This window comes from Hydrogenophaga sp. (assembly GCF_011772445.1).
Classification (GTDB): domain Bacteria; phylum Pseudomonadota; class Gammaproteobacteria; order Burkholderiales; family Burkholderiaceae_C; genus Hydrogenophaga.
This window is the reverse complement of sequence record NZ_WVZN01000013.1, coordinates 103,354-117,463: the sequence shown is the minus strand read 5'-3', so window position 1 is coordinate 117,463 and position 14,110 is coordinate 103,354. Positions and strand designations below refer to the sequence as shown.

Genomic DNA, 14,110 nt, shown 5'->3' with positions numbered 1-14,110 from the left:
AAAGGATTTTTTCGAAGTCGAACAGCCTTGCGGCCGACGGCGAAACCGCAACAAGCGGGCGCCACAGGGAGCCACCACCAGACCAGGAGGCACCATGCGCGTCGGTTCACTCTCCCGCTCCTCATCGACCCCACGACTGTCCACGGACTTGCAAGAGCCGTCGCCCAGTCCTGGCAGGCGGCTGGAAGTGGCTCAGGTTCGCTTCAAGGCGCTGGAAGAAGAGTGCCTGGGGTCGTTCCACGAGAGGCATGACGAGTTCACCCTCAAAGACAGAGACCTGTGGCATCTGCTGGAGCAGTTCGCCTTGCACGGCGGTGTGGTGCTGGACCTCCGTGCGCACGGTTTTGCATTGGAGCGTGTGCCACCCGAGGTGATGGACGCGCTGGCCGACATCTGCCGTGACATCGAACCGTCGCCGCGGGAACTTCTGCTGCCCCCGCTGAAGAAGTTGCCCTTCAGGGTCGACGCCCTTCCCGCGCTGCAACGACTGAGCGTTGAGGGATTCTTCGGCCGTCGACTGGACTTGCGCTCCTTGCCTCGTCTGCAACACCTCGACCTGGGCTGTGTGCCGATCAAGCGCATGACGCTGCGGATCCCGAACCATTGCGTCGTCGCCGCGACTCACGCCGACGGCCATCCGGCGAAGTTCGTCGCCCAGGCGGCGGACGATCACCGCGTGCTCCGACTCCGCCCTCGCGGCCTGAACTTCAATGGCGTGGCCAGGTTCAAGGGCACCACGGTCGACATTCTCTGCCGGCACCTGTCGTTGACGATGCTGCGCGCATGGAAGGAGTTCGAGTGGCGCCCGGCCGTTTTCGACGACCTGGACAGCCCGCTGAGCTGGCTGGGCTCGCCGTCGGCGATCCAGCAGAACGTGTCGCCCGAATCGGAAACCATCTGCAAACAACTGATCGACCGTCCGAAAGACGCTCACTTGGTGGCCGAGGAGGAATGGGACCGGTTCGTGCAATGGCAGTTCGACCGCATGCGGCGCGAAGGCAAGACCAGCGGCTACGCCATGGTCTCGACCAACAACCACGCCATGGCCATCAAGTTCGACGCCAGCACGCCCGGCCAGGAGCTCATCCAGTGCTTCGACCCCAACTTCACCACGGAACTCGTGCGCAGCGGGGCACCGTTCGAGATGGACACCTTGTTTCACCAGTCGGCCCGCGTCAGGTCCGCCTACCTCGGCACCCAGGATCGACCGCTGGGCGCGGCGGGCCATCTGCGGGTCACCATGATCGAAAACCCCTTCGATCTCGAGGGCAGCATCGCGTCCCAGCGCAGCGAACGCTCCTTGTCCACCGCATTCGCGCGTTTGCCGCAGCGCTGGCACCCGTCCATCGTGAAGGAACTGATGGAAGGCGGGTTCGTCGAGTCGCTGGACAGCCTGCCCCTTTGGCTGGAAACCGCCGACGTGACGGCGGAAGAGTTCAAGGCGTTCGTGGTCAGCGCCGATGCCCACGGCTATTCGTCTCTCTACCTGGGCTGTGAACTTGGGCATGCGCAAGCCATGCCCGTGCTGAAGGCGTGCCTGTTGGTCGGTGTGCGGCGCGGGCTGCTGACAGAAAAGGACACCGTAGGCGTACTGACCGCCCAGACCCCTTTGGGCAAAACCGCGCTGGAGATCGCGTTTCGCAACAACCACACAGAGGCGGTCAAAGCCTTCGGTGCCCTGGTGCTGGACCTCGCCAAGAGAGGCCTGCTCTCGCCCAAGTCCGTGTACCAGTTGATGCGCGCGAAGACGCCCGCAGGCCTGTCGCAGGTGAGCGGCATTCACTCCAACAAGCTTGCAACCGCCTTTGGCGACACCATCGGCAAGCTGTACAAGTCCGGGGCCCTCACGAAGGACGCCTTCCAGGATCTGCGCGAGGAGCTGAAAAGTGTCCGCGAGGACATCGCCCTCGACAAGGTCAAGCGCAAGCAAGCGAAGAAGGCCGCGAAGGCCGCGCTCATCTGAGTCTCGCGCGAGGGCGGTAGGCACCACACTCAATGCCTACTGCCAAGGAAGCCCCCGCCTTCCAGCCATCCGATCCGGACCGGCATGAATCGCATGGGTTTGGTGGACCCGATCACCCGGGCTCAAGCTGGCTTCCATGGACCACACCACCGCGCTACCGAGCGGCACGGGCACTGACGAGGAGACCGACATGTTCACCGATCACCGTCCCATCGAACGCGCCCGCCCCACTCACCGCCCCATGACCGCCAGACAAGAGACTCCCGAAGCGACGGCTCGAGAGACGTGGCGCAGCCGCTTCCTGGCCTTGCAGCTCATTGGCCTGGACTCGGAAGCTTTCACCCTGGCCGACTTCGCGCTCTGGCACACGCTGGAAGAGCACATCTGCCACGGCGGCGAGGTGTTGGACCTGAGCGCTCACGGTGACGCGCTCGGCCGTGCGGCCGACGAACTGATGGAAGCCTTCGCCGATGCCTGTCGCCTGTTCGAGCGGCGTGCGAAGGTGCTTCACCTGCCGGCCGGCTTGTCGGCCCTGCCCTCGTGGGTGGACGCCTTCCCCTGGGTCGAGCGAATCATGGCGCCCGGCGCGGTCGACGCGCCCACGCCGCAGGACGCCTGACCCGCCGGCTCAGCCCCGCCCGCCCGGCAGCAGCAGCGCCAGGCTGTGCTCCAGGCTTTCATTGGGCGAGCGCTTGAATCCGCTGCGCGCGAAGCGCTGCAGCCGGCCCACGCAGAAGGCCGTGATGACCGAGGCATCGGCCTGCGCATCCACGGTGGGCGTGGCGGCGCCGCCCAGCGTGGCGGCTTCCCGCAGGTTCTGGCGCAGGGTGGCCTCGATCTTGTCGAAGAAGAGGTTCATGCGCTGCTGCAAGCGCTCGTTCTCGAAGACCAGGGCGTCGCCGACCATGACGCGCGTCATGCCGGGGTTCTTTTCGCCGAACTGCAGCAGCAGGGCCACGAGCTTGCGGCAGCGCACCAGCGCGTCGGACTCGCGCTCGTCGAGCTGGCCGATCAGGCCGAAGACGGTCTGCTCGATGAATTCGATCAGGCCCTCGAACATCTGGGCCTTGCTCGCGAAGTGGCGGTACAGCGCCGCTTCGCTCACCTCCAGCCGCGCCGCCAGGGCCGCGGTGGTGATGCGCTCCGCACCGGGCTGCTCGAGCATGGTGGCCAGGGCCTGAAGGATCTGCACGCGCCGCTCGCCGGGCTTGGGGCGCTTGCGGCCAGGGGTTTCGGCTGCCTCGGCCGCGGGCGCAGTGTCCAGCGTGTCGTCGTCGGGCATGGGCATGTCGGGCGCGGCAGCAGTGGTCATGGTCGATGGTCCGTGAGGTGGCTGTCAGTCCGGTGGACTCGGGGCACCCGATGGGGCCCGGGGTATTCCCCGCGGCATTCTCGCACAGCCGGCTACATCTGGTTACCCAGCATCGGCGCGGCTCGCCCGGCTAGTGGGCGACCGCATCAAAGGCCACCCGCACCCGCAAGCCCCGCCCCAGGGCGCCCGCGTCGAGCTGCAATTGCGTGCGGTGCACACGCGCGATGCCGTCGGCGATGGCCAGGCCCAGGCCGTGCCCGCTGCCCCCGGTGCCGGGCACGCGGTAGAAGCGCTGTAGCACGCGCTCGCGCTCGCCCGGCGCGATGCCCGGGCCGTCGTCCTCCACCTCGATCCAGGCCGCTGCCGCGCCCTCGCCCTGGCCGCAACGCAGGGTGACGCTGCCCTGCGCCGGCGTGTACTTGATGGCGTTGTCCACCAGGTTGATCAGCAGCTCGCGCAGCAGCCAGGTGTGGCCCCGCACCTGAGCGGGGCTGGCTTCGAGTCCGAGGTCGATGCGGCGGGCGCTCGCCGCGTCCAGGAAATGGGCGAGCACGGTTTCGCAGAGTTCGGCCAGGTCCACCGTCTCCAGAGCCGCATGGTCGTCGCGCAGCGCGTCGGCGCGCGACAGGGCCAGCAACTGGTTGGCGAGCTGGGTGGTGTTGCGCGTGGCGTCTCGCAGGCGCAGCACCTGCTCGGCGCGCAGGCTGAGCAGGTCGCCCGCGCCCATGCTGCGCGCGGCCTGGGCCCAGGCCTCCACCTGCGCCTGCAGGCCGGCCAGGGGGGTGCGCAACTGGTGCGCGGCATCGGCCACGAAGCGGCGCTGCGTATCGCTCTGTTCGTTGACGCGCGCGAACAGGCGATTGAGCGCGTCCACCAGCGGGCGCACCTCGGCCGGGGTCTGGCGCCCGTCGATCGGGCTCAGGTCGCGCGGCGAGCGGCGCTCCACCGCCTGCTTCAGTTCCATGAGCGGCCGCAGCGCCCGCGTGACGCCCCAGCCCAGCACGCCGGCCGCCACCGCGAAGAGCGCGAGGTTGGGCAGCAGCACGCGCAGCAGGACGTTGCGCAGCCAGTGCTGGCGCGCGTCGCTGCCGTCGGCCAGCACGAGGATGAGTTCGCCCGCCTCGGTGGCTGCGCGCTGCACCACCACGCGGTGCGTGACGCCGCCCTCGACCACGCTCACGTACTCTGGCGCTTCGGTGGTGGGCAGCAGGACGGGCAGCCAATCGGCGCCGAACAGGCGCTCACCCTGCGCATCGAACACGCCCACGGCGGTGTGGCCTTCGCGGTCGGCCAGGAACTCCTGGATCGGTGGGGCCATGAGCAGCGTGAGGCTGGGCGCTTCGCGGGCGAGGTCGCCGGCCACCGAGGGCGCGTCGCGTGGCACCAGCACCGAATCGGCCAGCATGGGCACCAGGCGCAGCAGGCGCTGGTCCTGCTGCAGGGCGGCGGTGCCCGCGGCCTGGTAGTGAAAGGCCACCGTGACCGCACCGATCACGGCGATGGTGGCCAGCAGCATCACCAGCAGGCGCCGCCGCAGGCCGCCGATCGTGTCGCGCGGTGCGCCCGGCTCAGGCGGCGTCGGCGCGGCCGGCGGCATCGGCGCATTCCAGGCGGTAGCCGAAGCCGCGAATGGCGCGCACGGCAATGCCCGCGGGCTCGAGCTTGGCCCGCAATCGCGACACGTAGACCTCGATCGCGTTGGGCGTGATCTCCTTGTCCCAGCCGGTGAGCGCGGCCAGCAGCTTGTCCTTGGCGATGGGCTTGGGCGTCTGCATGAGCATGTACTCGAGCACGGTCCACTCGCGCGGACCCAGCTCCACCGGCTGGCCCGCGAGCGTGACGCGCCGGTGCGCCGTGTCCATCTCCAGCGCGCCAAAGCTCAGCACGGCGGAGGTGGCCGCCTGCGAGCGGCGCAGCAGCGCGCGCAGGCGAGCCAGCAGCTCGGGCAGCTCGAAGGGCTTGACCATGTAGTCGTCGGCGCCGAGGTCCAGGCCCTGCACGCGGTCCTGCAGGGCGTCGCGCGCGGTGAGGATCAGCACCGGCAGCGCGAAGCCGCGCGCGCGGATGTGCCGGGTGAGCGCCAGGCCGTCGCCGCCGGGCAGGCCGATGTCGAGGATGGCGGCGTCGAAGGCCTCGCGCTCGAGCACCTGCTCGGCACGCTCGGCGCTGCCCACCCAGTCGACGGTGTACCCCGCGTCCGTGAGGCCCAGCTTGATGCCGCTGGCGACCATGACGTCGTCTTCGACGAGGAGCAAGCGCATGGTGTCAACGCGGTGGTTTCGCCGCCGCGCAGCGGCGTAGCGTGGCGGCCGTCACGACTTGATCATGGTGCCGAAGGGCTCGTTGCCCAGCACCTCGAGCAACAGGGCGTGCGGCACGCGGCCGTCGATGATGTGCACCGCGTTCACGCCACTCCTGGCGGCGTCCAGCGCGCCAGCGATCTTGGGAATCATGCCGCCGGAGATGGTGCCGTCGCGCACCAGCTCGTCGATGCGCTGGGGCGTGAGCTCGGTGAGCAGCTCGCCGTTCTTGTCGAGCACGCCGCGGATGTTGGTGAGCATCAGCAGTTTCTCGGCCTGCAGGACGGTGGCCAGCCGGGCGGCCACCACGTCGGCGTTGATGTTGTAGCTCTCGTTCTGCTCGCCATAGCCGATGGGGCTGACGACGGGGATGAACTGGTCGTCCTGCAGGGCCTTCACCACCGCGGGCTCGATGCCCACGATGTCGCCGACCTGGCCGACGTCGTGTTCACGCGCCGGATCGGCCTGATCGGCCAGCCGCAGCTTGCGCGCGCGGATCATGGCGCCGTCGCGGCCCGTGAGGCCCACGGCCTTGCCGCCGGCCTGGTTGATCAGGCCCACGATGTCCTGCTGCACCTCGCCGGCCAGCACCCATTCGACGACTTCCATGGTCTCGGCGTCGGTGACGCGCATGCCCTGGATGAACTCGCCCTTCTTGCCCAGGCGCTTGAGCAGGGTCTCGATCTGCGGGCCGCCGCCGTGCACCACCACGGGGTTGATGCCCACCAGCTTGAGCAGCACCACGTCTTCGGCGAAGTCCTGCTGCAGGGCCGGATCGGTCATGGCGTTGCCGCCGTACTTGATGACCATGGTCTTGCCGTGGTACTGCCGGATGTAGGGCAGCGCCTGGGCCAGGATCTCCGCGCGGTCGCGCGGGGCGATGGTGGTGATGTCGGGGGCGGTGGTCATGCGCGGCTTCTTCCGTGAGGAGCAAAAGCCCGGATTCTAGGGATGCGCCGCGACCGCTCAGAAGTGAATCCCTCGCATCATCTGCTGCATGGCGATGGCTTCGGGCGACAGCTGCGGCTTCGCGCCCTTCTCGCCCTTGGCCGCCGCGGAGTCCGGGAACATGCGAAAACTCGTGTTCATCACGATCTGCGCGATGCGCGGCACCAGCGCGTGCATCACCTGGCCGGTGATGCCCAGTCGCGTGGCGATGCGCACCGGCTTGTCGATGCAGGCCTGCGCGATCATGTCGGCGGCCTCCTCGGGGCTGAGCGTGGGCACGTTGTTGTAGATCTTGGTGGGCGCGATCATGGGCGTGCGCACCAGGGGCATGTTGATGGTGGTGAAGGTGATGCCCTGGTCGGCGAACTCGCTGCTGGCGCAGCGCGTCCAGGCGTCGAGCGCGGCCTTGCTGGCCACATAGGCCGAGAAGCGCGGCGCGTTGGTCAGGACGCCGATGGAGCTGATGTTGACCACGTGCCCCCGGCGCCGCTGCACCATGCCCGGCAGCAGGCCCATGGTCACACGCAGGCAGCCGAAGTAGTTGAGCTGCATGGTGCGCTCGAAGTCGTGGAAGCGGTCGTAGCTGCCCTCGATGGCGCGGCGGATGGAGCGGCCCGCGTTGTTGATGAGGAAGTCCACGCCGCCGTGGTTCTGCACCAGCAGTTGCGTGAAGCGGTCGCAATCGGCCATGTCGGCGATGTCGGCCGGGTAGGCGATGAACGCGTAGCCCTTGGCCTTGGCTTCCTTGCAGGCTTCGTCGAGCTTGTCCTGGTCACGGCCGCAAATGATGGTGGTGGCACCGGCCTGGGCAAAGGCATGCGCCGCCGCCAGGCCGATGCCCGAGCTCCCGCCCGTGACCAGGACCACCTTTCCCGCGACGGTCCCCCGCAGGCTGCGGTCGCGGTGCAGGTCGGGGTCGAGGTGGCGCTCCCAGTAGTCCCACAGGCGCCAGGCGTAGTCTTTCAGGTTCGGGCACTCCACGCCGCTGCCCTTGAGCGCGGCCAGTGTGGCGCGGCAATCAAAGCGCGTGGGGTAGTTGACGAAGGTGAGCATGTCCTCGGGCAGGCCCAGGTCCTTCATCACCGCGTCGCGCACGCGTCGCACCGGGGCCAGGGCCATCAGGCCCTTCTTCACGCTCTTCGGAATGAAGCCCAGCAGCGCGGCGTTGACGAACAGGTTCATCTTGGGGGCGTGCGCGGCCTTGCTGAAGATGTCGAGCACGTCGCCCACGCGGTAGCCCACCGGGTCCACCAGGTGGAAGCACTCGCCGCCCTTTCGCTCGCCATGGGCGATGTGGTCGAGCGCGTTGACCACGAAGTCCACTGGCACGATGTTGATGCGCCCGCCTTCGAGGCCGATGCTCGGCATCCACGGCGGCAGGATCTGGCGCATGCGCTGGATGAGCTTGAAGAAGTAGTAGGGCCCGTCGATCTTGTCCATCTCGCCGCTCTGGCTGTCGCCCACCACCATGGCGGGGCGGTACACGGTCCAGGCCAGCTTGTTCTCGGCGCGCACGAGCTTCTCGCTCTCGTGCTTGGTCATGAAGTACGGGTGGTCGATGTTCTCGGCCTCCTCGAACATGTCCTCGCGGAACACGCCTTCGTACAGGCCGGCGGCGGCGATGGAGGAGACGTGGTGGAAGTGGCCCGCGCCGATCGCCTTGGCCAGCTCCAGCGTGTGGCGCGTGCCGTCGATGTTGACGGCCACCTGGCTGTCCTCGTCGGCGCCGAGGTCGTACACCGCGGCCAGGTGGAAGAAGTGGTCGATCTGGCCTTTCAGGGCCTTGATGTCCTCGGCCGACACGCCGAGCTTCTTCTCGGTGAGGTCACCGAACACCGGCAGCGCGCGCGTGGGCCCCACGCCCCAGTACTCGCGCAGGGCCGCCACCTTGGCTTCGCTCTCGCGGCGGATCAGGAAGTGCACCACCGCCCCCTTGCGCTGCAGCAGCTTGCGGACGAGGCGCTTGCCGATGAAGCCGGTGGCTCCGGTGACGAAGTACTGCATGGGGGGCTCCTGCGTGTTGTGGTTCGGGTGCCGCGAGGCGGCATTGCTCGCGATTCTGTTGCACGCCATCGGAGGGCCCATTCCGCAGAAACCCGCGGCCGGTTTTAGTCGCCGTCCCCTACACAGGGCCGGCACGGGCGGCCACCATGCGCGGCAATGGCGGTGCCTCGCGCGCCACCAGCGCATCCGCAGCAACCACCACAGGAGCCCCGCATCATGGTCAAGAAGATCCAGAAGAAGGGCGGCAGCGCCCGCGCATCCGCCTCGAACGGCACCGCCGGCTCGCCCCTGGCCGGCGCCATCAAGGACTCGGCCCAGCAGATCTGGCTGGCCGGTCTGGGCGCTTTCGCCAAGGCGCAGGAAGAAGGCGGCAAAGCCTTCGAGACCCTGGTGAAGGAAGGCATGAGCATCCAGCGCAAGACCCAGACGGCGGCCGAAGAACGCATCAGCGAGGCCACCAGCCGCGTGAGCAGCATGGCCAACGAGATCCAGAGCAAGGCCGCCGGCCAGTGGGACAAGCTGGAGAGCCTGTTCGAGGAGCGCGTGGCCAAGGCGCTGGGCAAACTGGGCGTGCCCTCGGCGCGCGACGTGGAGGCGCTGATGGAGCGCATCGACGCACTCAATCAGCAGGTGCTCAAACTTGGCGGCGTGGGCGTGTCGGCCGGCAAGCCCGCGCGCAAGGCCGCCACCCGGTCCGCCGCAACCAAGGCCGCTCCCCGCAAGGCGCCCGCCAGGCGCGCCCCGGCACGCAAGGCCGCCGCGAAGAAGGCCCCGGCCGCCTGACGCGCGCTGCTGCACCGCAGCAGCGCTGAGCAGGGCCGCGCCCTACACTCGATCGAATGAGCCGCACCCGCCCACGCACCGCCACCACCCAGCGCGCGCCGCGCATCGCGCTGGCCCTCGCCGGTGGTGGCCCGCTGGGCGCCATCCACGAGATCGGCGCCCTGTGCGCGCTCGATGACGCGCTGGATGGTCTGGACCTCAATGCCTGCGACCACTACGTGGGCGTGTCGGCGGGCGGCTTCATCGCTGCCGCGCTGGCCAACGGCATCAGCCCGCGTGAGTTGTGCGAAACCTTCATCGAGGACCGCCCCCGGCTCGATGGCTTCGACCCCGCCTGGCTGATGCAACCCGCCTGGGGCGAGTTCGCGCGGCGCCTGCGAACGCTGCCGCGGCTGGCCGGCGAGGCCGCCTGGTTGTGGCTGGTTCAAGGCAAGGCCTTGAGCCAGGCGGCCGAGCGGCTGGGGGCCGCGCTGCCGGCCGGCGTGCTGGACAACGAAACCATCCACCGCGAAATCGCCCGCCTGTTCAGCCTGCCAGGGCGCAGCAACCGCTTTGGCGACCTGCGGTCGCGCCTCACCCTGGTCGCCACCGACCTGGACTCCGGCGAGGCCGCCCCCTTCGGCCAGCCGGGTTGGGACCACGTGCCGATCTCGCTCGCCATCCAGGCCAGCGCCGCCCTGCCCGGCCTGTTCCCGCCGGTCGAGATCGATGGCCGCCACTACGTCGACGGCGCGCTGCTCAAGACGATGCACGCCTCGGTGGCGCTGGAGGCAGGCGTGGACCTGGTGCTCTGCATCAATCCCCTGGTGCCCTATCACGCCACCCCGGACGCGACGCACGAAGGCCGCATCCCCGCGCTGGTGGAAGGCGGCCTGCCGGTGGTCATGAGCCAGACGTTCCGGTCGATGATCCACTCGCGCCTCGTGCTGGCCTTCGAACGCTACGAGCGCACCTACCCGGACACCGACATCGTGCTGATCGAGCCCGACCAGCGCGACGCCGAGCTGTTTTTCGCCAACACCTTCAGCTACCGCCAGCGCCGCGAAATGGCCGAGCACGCCTACCAGCGCACGCGCGCCTTGCTCAAGCTGCGCGCCGGGCGCCTGGAACCGCAGCTGGCGCGCCACGGCATCCGCATCAACCACGCCCTGCTGGCCGATCCGGCGCGGCGCCTGATCGACACGCGCTGGCAACCCGCCGACAGCGCCGCGGCCATGCGCCTGCACCGCGTGCTCGACGAACTGCAGCGCCGTCTGCCGACCGCTGCCCCGTCTCGGTGAGGACAACGCGCGCATGCCCAAGAAAGCCCCCCGCCGCACGGCCGAGCGCATCCTCGAGACCACGCTGGCGCTGTTCAACCGCTTCGGCGAACCCAACGTCTCCACCACGCTGATCTCGGCCGAGCTGGGCATCAGCCCGGGCAACCTGTACTACCACTACCCGGCCAAGGACGAGCTCATCAACTCGCTGTTCGAGCGTTATGAGCGGTCACTGGGCGAGCTGTTGGGCGCAGCCGAGGGTGTGCGCCACGTGGAAGATGCCTGGTTCTTCCTGCACTCGCTGTTCGAGCGCATCTGGGAGTACCGCTTTCTCTACCGCGACCTCAACGACCTGCTGTCGAAGAACCGCCTGCTGGAGACGCGCTTTCAGGGTTTGCTGGCGGCCAAGTCACGCGCCGTGCGCGGCCTGCTGGGCGGCCTGGGCCGCTCGGGCGCGATCCAGATCGACAGCCGCGAACTGGAGCCCACGGCGGACAGCATGGTGGTGCTGTTGACCTACTGGCTGAGCTTTGAATACGTGCGCGATCCGCGCCACGCGCTGGAGCCGGACCACGCACAGGCTGCGCTGCTGCGTGGCGCGCAGCACGTGCTGCACCAACTGGCGCCCTACCTGGAGCCGGCGCAACGGCAGCACCTCATGGCGCTGTCATCGGCATACCAGCGGTGAACGGCATCCCCAGGAAGCGCGCCGCGCTGCGGATGGCCGGCTTCATGCTGCCGATGTGCAGCCACAGAAAGTAATTCGCCGCGTCGAACGGGCTGGTGAACACCGAGGGGCGCAGCCGGCGCCCGCGCTCGGCGTAATACACCAACCACACATCCCCCTCGTAGTGGATGCACCAGCCGCCCCGCGGAAAGGCATCGGGCACGCCCAGCATCTTCACATCGACGCCGACCCGCAAACGGTCGAGTTCCTCCGCCAGATCGTCGAATGCCCAGGTCAGCGGCAATTCCCGTCGGGGCAGAGGCAACTCGTAGTACGGATCCCACTCGATGTTCATGATTCCTCCTGAGGTGGTTGGCCAGCGAAGTACGCCGCCTGCCATTGAACGCCGGGAGCGCCGGGAACGGATTCAGGACCCGAACGGAATCACGCATCGATCACAAACGGGGCGCACGCTCACCCCGCCAGGCCGTCCACGGCCTGGAACAGTGCCTGGCGCGCCTGGCTCACGATCTGCCCGCGCCAGGTGTCGGTGTCGGTATAGAACGCGTCCTTCACGCGCTGCTTGATGGCGGCCTGCAATTCGGCGGGCGCGTCAGGGTGCTGGTGCAGCCAGTGGTCGCCGCGCAGCGAGCCGATCACCTCGGCGATCGGCACGGTGCCGTACTCCAGCGCGATGCCGGTGTACTCGGCCTGCGGGCACTCCGCGTACACGGCGGCCCACATCATGCCGGTGAGCCTGGCGGAGGTGGACGAGCCGTCGTAGATGGAGGTGATGGGTGTGGCGCCGTCGCCGCCCCACCAGGCCTTGGCCCGCTGGAAGGCGGCCGCGTCGTCGCGGCAGGCGAAGATGCGCTCGCCCAGGCCGCTGGGGCCCAGGCCGGTGTGCAGGTCGATCCACGCCACGCGGCGCGCGTGGCCGGCCTGCTCGCGCAGCACCTGGCGCACGGTGGCGTTGTTCCAGGTGGGCACGGTGCCGCCGAAAAACAGGCCGTCGGCGAAGCGGTGCTGGCCGATGGTGATGGCGGCCTGGAAGGCGGTCATGCCATGCTCGGCGATCCAGGCCTGCACCGCCGCCTCGTTCCCGGCTGTGGGCGGCCACGTCTCGGGCAGCAGCAGGTGGTGCAGTTCCGCATAGGCCTCGTTCACCGGCAGGGGTTTCGAGAAGTCCTGGAAGTTGCGGTTGAGGTCCACGTTCTCGTGCGTCACCCGGCGCAGCCACGAGAAGCCGTGCGGGTTGAGCGCGTGGATGTAGAGCACCGCCACGCCCGCGTCCCGGGCCTTGGCGCGCCACTCGGCGTCGTGCGCGGCATACACCTGCACGCCCGACCCGCAGAAGCCTTCGACGCCGTGGCAGGCGCTGCTCACGATCAACAGGTTCTGCGCATCCGGCGAACCGTCGAGCGCCGTGTCCATGGCCAGGGTTTCGCCTTCGCGGCCCTTGAGCGGGTGCTCGTGGCTGCGAATGGCCATGCCCGCCGCGGCGGCGGCTTCGAGGAACTTGATGCGGGCCCGGGCGTAGGAAGGGGAGAAAGCGTCGCGGATGTCGATCACGCCGCACCCCCGGTGGCGCGCGGCCGGGCCAGCCATTTCTCGGCCAGGCGCACCCAATAGGTGGCGCCCAGTGGAATGAGGTCGTCGTTGAAGTCGTAACTCGGGTTGTGCAGCATGCAGGGGCCTTCTCCGTGGCCCATCTCGCGGTGGGTGCCGTCACCGTTGGCGATGAACACGTAGCAGCCGGGCCGGGCCTGCAGCATGTAGGCGAAGTCTTCCGCGCCCATCGTGGGCTCCTGGGCGAGCACGCGCTCGGGCCCCACGATGTCGGCCAGCACCTCGCGCGCGAAGGCGGTCTCCACCGGGTGGTTCACGGTGGGCGGGTAGTTGCGGTTGAACTGGAACTCGCAGGTGGTGCCGTAGGCCGCGCACAGGTGATCGGCGATTTCCTTCATGCGACGCTCGATCAGGTCGAGCACCTCGTAGGTGAAGGTGCGCACGGTGCCGCGCAGTTCTGCGCTGTCGGGCACCACGTTGTTGGCCTCGCCGGTGTGGATCATGGTGACGGAGATGACGCCCGCGTCCACCGGCTTCTTGTTGCGCGAGATGATGGTCTGGAAGCCCATGACCATCTGGCAGGCCACCGGCACCGGGTCGATGCCGTTGTGCGGCATGGCCGCGTGCGCGCCCTTGCCGCGGATGGTGATGGTGAAGTCGTTGCTGGAGGCCATGACCGGGCCGGCGCTGGCTGCGAAGTTGCCGGCGGGCAGGCCGGGCCAGTTGTGCATGCCGAACACCGCCTCGACGGGGAATTCGGTGAACAGGCCGTCCTTGATCATCTCGCGCGCGCCGCCACCGCCCTCTTCGGCCGGCTGGAAGATCAGGTAGACGGTGCCGTCGAAGTTGCGGTGCTCGGCGAGGTGCTGGGCCGCGCCCAGCAGCATGGCGGTGTGGCCGTCGTGGCCGCAGGCGTGCATCTTCCCGGCGTGCTGGCTGGCGTGCGCAAAGTGGTTGTGCTCCTGCATGGGCAGGGCGTCCATGTCGGCGCGCAGGCCGATGGCGCGTCCGCTGGCGCCGCCGTCGCGCCCGTGCACGATGCCGACCACGCCGGTGGTGCCCATGCCGCGCCGCACGGGAATGCCCCATTCGGTGAGCTTGGCGGCCACCAGGTCGGCGGTGCGCACCTCCTCGAAGCAGAGTTCGGGGTGCGCGTGGATCTCGCGCCGCACGGCCGCGATGCCCGCGGCCTGGGTGACGATGGAATCGATGAGTTTCATGACCGGTCTCCGAAACCGGGCATGGTATCGGTATCAGACCGGGCCGCGCGCGCCGGGCGCGACAGCCCCGCGCGGACGTCGGGCA

The 14,110-nt window shown here is 68.9% G+C and carries 13 protein-coding genes; 5 read left to right on the top strand and 8 right to left on the bottom strand.

Going from position 1 to position 14,110, the window contains the following annotated elements:
- Positions 1 to 94: 94 nt before the first annotated feature.
- Both GTO19_RS06225 and GTO19_RS06220 read left to right on the top strand, forming a co-directional pair.
- On the top strand, positions 95 to 1,963 hold the full coding sequence (locus GTO19_RS06225) for a ShET2/EspL2 family type III secretion system effector toxin (protein WP_291019239.1): 1,869 nt from the start codon (positions 95 to 97) through the stop codon (positions 1,961 to 1,963).
- 190 nt (positions 1,964 to 2,153) lie between these two features.
- Positions 2,154 to 2,582 carry a hypothetical protein gene (locus GTO19_RS06220; RefSeq protein ID WP_291019237.1) on the top strand — a complete coding sequence of 143 codons (429 nt, stop codon included), beginning with the start codon at positions 2,154 to 2,156 and terminating at the stop codon, positions 2,580 to 2,582.
- Positions 2,583 to 2,591: 9 nt separating this feature from the next.
- On the opposite strand, the gene slmA is transcribed toward GTO19_RS06220, so the two are convergent.
- From slmA to GTO19_RS06195, 5 genes are all read right to left on the bottom strand, one after another.
- Positions 2,592 to 3,245 carry a nucleoid occlusion factor SlmA gene (gene slmA, locus GTO19_RS06215; protein ID WP_291019345.1) on the bottom strand — a complete coding sequence of 218 codons (654 nt, stop codon included), beginning with the start codon at positions 3,243 to 3,245 and terminating at the stop codon, positions 2,592 to 2,594.
- Between the two features lie 160 nt (positions 3,246 to 3,405).
- On the bottom strand, positions 3,406 to 4,872 hold the full coding sequence (locus tag GTO19_RS06210; RefSeq protein WP_291019235.1) for an ATP-binding protein: 1,467 nt from the start codon (positions 4,870 to 4,872) through the stop codon (positions 3,406 to 3,408).
- Complete coding sequence (locus GTO19_RS06205) at positions 4,844 to 5,536, bottom strand: response regulator transcription factor (protein WP_291019232.1); 693 nt, start codon at positions 5,534 to 5,536, stop codon at positions 4,844 to 4,846. The genes GTO19_RS06210 and GTO19_RS06205 overlap by 29 nt, the downstream gene beginning before the upstream one ends.
- Before the next feature lie 51 nt (positions 5,537 to 5,587).
- A complete protein-coding gene (gene argB / locus GTO19_RS06200; RefSeq protein WP_291019229.1) occupies positions 5,588 to 6,484 on the bottom strand; it encodes an acetylglutamate kinase in 897 nt (298 codons plus the stop codon).
- A gap of 57 nt (positions 6,485 to 6,541) precedes the next feature.
- Positions 6,542 to 8,527, bottom strand: coding sequence for an SDR family oxidoreductase (locus GTO19_RS06195; protein ID WP_291019226.1), 1,986 nt, complete (start codon positions 8,525 to 8,527; stop codon positions 6,542 to 6,544).
- Positions 8,528 to 8,743: 216 nt separating this feature from the next.
- Between GTO19_RS06195 and GTO19_RS06190 the strand changes: the two genes are divergently transcribed.
- From GTO19_RS06190 to GTO19_RS06180, 3 genes are read left to right on the top strand one after another with little or no spacing between them, the layout of a single operon-like run.
- Positions 8,744 to 9,310 carry a phasin family protein gene (locus GTO19_RS06190; RefSeq protein ID WP_291019224.1) on the top strand — a complete coding sequence of 189 codons (567 nt, stop codon included), beginning with the start codon at positions 8,744 to 8,746 and terminating at the stop codon, positions 9,308 to 9,310.
- Between the two features lie 56 nt (positions 9,311 to 9,366).
- Entirely contained in the window at positions 9,367 to 10,590 is a 1,224-nt protein-coding gene (locus GTO19_RS06185; protein WP_291019222.1) for a patatin-like phospholipase family protein, read from the top strand.
- A 13-nt stretch (positions 10,591 to 10,603) separates the two neighbouring features.
- A complete protein-coding gene (locus GTO19_RS06180; RefSeq protein WP_291019220.1) occupies positions 10,604 to 11,257 on the top strand; it encodes a TetR/AcrR family transcriptional regulator in 654 nt (217 codons plus the stop codon).
- Here the strand turns inward: GTO19_RS06180 and GTO19_RS06175 are convergent.
- From GTO19_RS06175 to GTO19_RS06165, 3 genes are all read right to left on the bottom strand, one after another.
- Positions 11,226 to 11,591, bottom strand: a complete 366-nt coding sequence (locus GTO19_RS06175) for a hypothetical protein (protein WP_291019217.1) — start codon at positions 11,589 to 11,591, stop codon at positions 11,226 to 11,228. The genes GTO19_RS06180 and GTO19_RS06175 overlap by 32 nt on opposite strands.
- 119 nt (positions 11,592 to 11,710) lie before the next feature.
- Complete coding sequence (locus GTO19_RS06170; protein ID WP_291019214.1) at positions 11,711 to 12,808, bottom strand: M14 family metallopeptidase; 1,098 nt, start codon at positions 12,806 to 12,808, stop codon at positions 11,711 to 11,713.
- A complete protein-coding gene (locus GTO19_RS06165) occupies positions 12,805 to 14,025 on the bottom strand; it encodes a M20 aminoacylase family protein (protein WP_291019211.1) in 1,221 nt (406 codons plus the stop codon). Before GTO19_RS06165 ends, GTO19_RS06170 begins: the two co-directional genes overlap by 4 nt.
- Between the last annotated feature and the right edge of the window lie 85 nt (positions 14,026 to 14,110).

Excerpts from the sequence above, each read along its gene's own strand:
- GTO19_RS06180 (WP_291019220.1), top strand. The coding sequence starts at position 10,604 with ATGCCCAAGAAAGCCCCCCGCCGCACGGCCGAGCGCATCCTCGAGACC.
- GTO19_RS06195 (WP_291019226.1), bottom strand. The coding sequence starts at position 8,527 with ATGCAGTACTTCGTCACCGGAGCCACCGGCTTCATCGGCAAGCGCCTC.
- GTO19_RS06185 (WP_291019222.1), top strand. The coding sequence starts at position 9,367 with ATGAGCCGCACCCGCCCACGCACCGCCACCACCCAGCGCGCGCCGCGC.
- slmA (WP_291019345.1), bottom strand. The coding sequence starts at position 3,245 with ATGCCCGACGACGACACGCTGGACACTGCGCCCGCGGCCGAGGCAGCC.
- argB (WP_291019229.1), bottom strand. The coding sequence starts at position 6,484 with ATGACCACCGCCCCCGACATCACCACCATCGCCCCGCGCGACCGCGCG.
- GTO19_RS06190 (WP_291019224.1), top strand. The coding sequence starts at position 8,744 with ATGGTCAAGAAGATCCAGAAGAAGGGCGGCAGCGCCCGCGCATCCGCC.
- GTO19_RS06175 (WP_291019217.1), bottom strand. The coding sequence starts at position 11,591 with ATGAACATCGAGTGGGATCCGTACTACGAGTTGCCTCTGCCCCGACGG.
- GTO19_RS06210 (WP_291019235.1), bottom strand. The coding sequence starts at position 4,872 with ATGCCGCCGGCCGCGCCGACGCCGCCTGAGCCGGGCGCACCGCGCGAC.
- GTO19_RS06225 (WP_291019239.1), top strand. The coding sequence starts at position 95 with ATGCGCGTCGGTTCACTCTCCCGCTCCTCATCGACCCCACGACTGTCC.
- GTO19_RS06220 (WP_291019237.1), top strand. The coding sequence starts at position 2,154 with ATGTTCACCGATCACCGTCCCATCGAACGCGCCCGCCCCACTCACCGC.
- GTO19_RS06165 (WP_291019211.1), bottom strand. The coding sequence starts at position 14,025 with ATGAAACTCATCGATTCCATCGTCACCCAGGCCGCGGGCATCGCGGCC.
- GTO19_RS06205 (WP_291019232.1), bottom strand. The coding sequence starts at position 5,536 with ATGCGCTTGCTCCTCGTCGAAGACGACGTCATGGTCGCCAGCGGCATC.